The sequence below is a fragment of the Anaeroplasma sp. genome (assembly GCF_034179385.1).
Lineage (GTDB): Bacteria > Bacillota_I > Bacilli_A > Acholeplasmatales > Anaeroplasmataceae > Anaeroplasma.
Genome location: NZ_JAXFPY010000033.1, coordinates 1 through 2835 on the forward strand (window position 1 = coordinate 1; position 2835 = coordinate 2835).

The following is a 2835-nucleotide window of genomic DNA, read 5'->3' on the forward strand; positions in this document are numbered from 1 at the left end:
CAAAGGAAATCAAGATTGTATAATCATTAAATTGTTTTATTAAGGATAGTTGCTCAGTTTTAATGTCATATTTCCATAGCTTTACATCCGTTAATTGACTTATACAGGGGGTTATATCGTTACTACAATCTTCTTTGCATGTAGTATAAGTTGAGAAAACAAGACATTCCGAATTTAGATATACGAATTCTTCAACCGCAAAAGGATATTCAAAACTAAATGATTTATCATTAATGACTATCTTATCTATTTCTTTATTCAGTTCTATTCTTTTGTAATCCTCATTAAAAAACACATTTGAATCGTAACCATAATAATGAACACTATCATCATATTTGTGAAAAACATCATCATAATATATTCCTTCAGAGATGAATTCTGCAGGGTATTGACCATCCCAATCTAATGGCTCTTTTGTATGTGTTATCATTGAATATTTATAAATCTCAGCTTTTTTTAAATCATAATTATACCCTTCAAAATATATATAATCTCCTAAAACGATAAAACGTCTACCAATTCTACCAAAAATGGGGCCAATATCATATAAAGAAATCTCTTCAAAATTAGAATTATATGCGTAGATATTATTATCTAAATAAATATATAAAATATCATTTGATAAATAAAATTCATTTGAAATATGTTCTAAATCAATCTCTCTTGTTTCTTTATTATCATCAAAAACCATACACTTTCCATCATTAATACAATAGACCTTATCGCCAAGTTGGAAAAAATTGTCTTGAACATAATAGATTGCTGGATGATGTACTTCGTATGGTACTTCTTGAAACATTAAGAAAAGAAGTAAATATAGTCCTCCTACACTCAACATCGGTATAATTACAATTATTATAATCAAACCCAATAATATGGATTCCCATATTTTGGACGTTTTACTTTTTTGCTGCCATGGATCAATAATTTTCATAAGTTATCCCCCCCTAAATATAAATATTATTCATAACCCAAGAAAAAAAGCCATGTCCTTCATCGTCAGCGTTAAAATAAACATTTGCAGAGGCGGATTCGTCAGGTTTGTATCCAACATTATATGCAACCTTATGCCATTTCAATTCATTTAAAACCTTGCGTTTGTTTATTAATTTACCATCTTTTTCTTCTTCCATTATTGTATCAATCATTTCACTTAATTCTGAAATGCTATATGTAGATGAATTCAGTATTTTGAATTCTGTTTTATTTGGATTAGAGTCATTGTCTATAATTGAATACTTAAAATCTTTACCATTTTTCAATGTTTTTGGAGGAGGCGTTCTCCCCTTTCAAAATATTTCCTGAATTTGCAAACATTGCATTATTAATATCATTTGCTCCTGCCCAAAAACCATCTCCATCATAGTAACTTTTTTTACCTTGTGTAATTGCAACTTCTAACATATTAGCAGAAATTGATAAACCATACGTAGCCATAATAGATACCAAGATTGTGGTTCCTCCAATAGCAAATCCACCAATTAGCAGTACAGTTTCACTTATCGCAAACGTACCCCCCTACGTCCGTATACATCAAAGGAGTATTGTGACTGTATGGAAGTTATGACATAAAATTATAGATTATTTCTACATTTTGTACTCTTTCCATCAATCGATTATGATTCATGTACTCTAATTTCTTTTATTAGCTTATTTAAAATTTCTTTAGGTAAGCCATCATTTAAAGAATATTTAGAGACCTCATCAATGAATTTAGTAATACTGATGTAATGTTATCGTTTTATTAATTGTAAAATTTTTTCTTTTGTCTTTTTTTTATCCAAATAAATACAAATAGACTTATTTACAGATTTAATTATTAGTGCATTTGTCTTATATACGCCCAAAATAACTGCCGGAATTTGTTTCTCGGAAAACTCAAGAATTTCATCAAAGGAGATACTTATTGTTTTTCTAAAAGGCTTTTTTGAATAGATATTCTTTTCATCAAAAGAAATCTTTTCAAAACACCCCCATATAATCAATAATAAAGACAATGCTATTAGAATTCCGAATACCGCAGTGGTGACAATTAGTGAAACAATAAAATGTTCATTTGTTTTGTTAAGAATACCAAATATTAAAACTAATGTATAACCAACAATGAAAAAAATGGTTGTAAATAATAGTATTATTGAATCAAAAAAATTGTTGTAAAACGATCTATATTTCATAAATACTCGCCTCACAGATTTCTCCTAATAATATCGATTCCGTATTTGAATGGAAAAGTAAATTCTTGTGCAAAAGCAAATTTAGCATACCATTCAACAGAACGCAAGAATTTTCCCTTTGTTCCTACAGTTCCTACTGAACCTAGAATACCTCCCATCAAAAAATTCATAGCCCCTTCTGCAGCAACAAAGCCTCCATTTGCCAATGCTTTTACAAAATCAGGTGTTCTTCCATTTATCCATTCTTCTGTTGCATATCCTAATGATCCAGCAGCAAATGAAACTCCAAGACTAATACCAAATGCCGTTCCCGCTGACATTACACCAGCAGCTGCTGTTCCTGATAAAACTAGGCCTAAGAAACCAACACCCATCGCAAGAGAGAATCCTGTAGCTGCACCAACAAGTGTATTATTAATAGTTTTTCCCCAATTCACCTTTGAAAAGTCCCAGTTATTATCAATCAGTTCTTTTTCCGCAGAAAATCCAAATCCAGTTGCAGCACCTATAACAGTTCCTGCAATTAACATAATTGCTAAAACACCAGAATTCCCCTCTTCATCTACCATATTTACTGGATCATTACCACAATATGAATATAGATTTAATCCAATAACACTCGATGAATCTAGGTATTCTATAGAATCTGGGGTAATAAATC

At 30.4% G+C, this 2835-nt stretch carries 5 protein-coding genes; all 5 read right to left on the reverse strand.

The annotated features are described in order from the left end of the window. Window positions 1-934: hypothetical protein (locus tag SPJ17_RS02330; protein ID WP_321092365.1), on the reverse strand; the 934-nt coding region annotated here is incomplete at its 3' end. A gap of 13 nt (window positions 935-947) precedes the next feature. Further along, on the reverse strand, window positions 948-1148 hold the full coding sequence (locus SPJ17_RS02335; protein ID WP_321092367.1) for a hypothetical protein: 201 nt from the start codon (window positions 1146-1148) through the stop codon (window positions 948-950). A gap of 100 nt (window positions 1149-1248) precedes the next feature. Next, the gene (locus tag SPJ17_RS02340) at window positions 1249-1449 is read right to left on the reverse strand and encodes a hypothetical protein (RefSeq protein ID WP_321092370.1); all 201 of its coding nucleotides are present in this window, start codon (window positions 1447-1449) and stop codon (window positions 1249-1251) included. Window positions 1450-1733: 284 nt separating this feature from the next. Continuing rightward, on the reverse strand, window positions 1734-2174 hold the full coding sequence (locus tag SPJ17_RS02345) for a hypothetical protein (protein WP_321092373.1): 441 nt from the start codon (window positions 2172-2174) through the stop codon (window positions 1734-1736). Window positions 2175-2185: 11 nt separating this feature from the next. Next, window positions 2186-2835: hypothetical protein (locus SPJ17_RS02350; protein ID WP_321092375.1), on the reverse strand; the 650-nt coding region annotated here is incomplete at its 5' end.

Coding starts and splice junctions, on each gene's coding strand:
- SPJ17_RS02345 (WP_321092373.1), bottom strand. CDS start 2,174: ATGAAATATAGATCGTTTTACAACAATTTTTTTGATTCAATAATACTA.
- SPJ17_RS02335 (WP_321092367.1), bottom strand. CDS start 1,148: ATGATTGATACAATAATGGAAGAAGAAAAAGATGGTAAATTAATAAAC.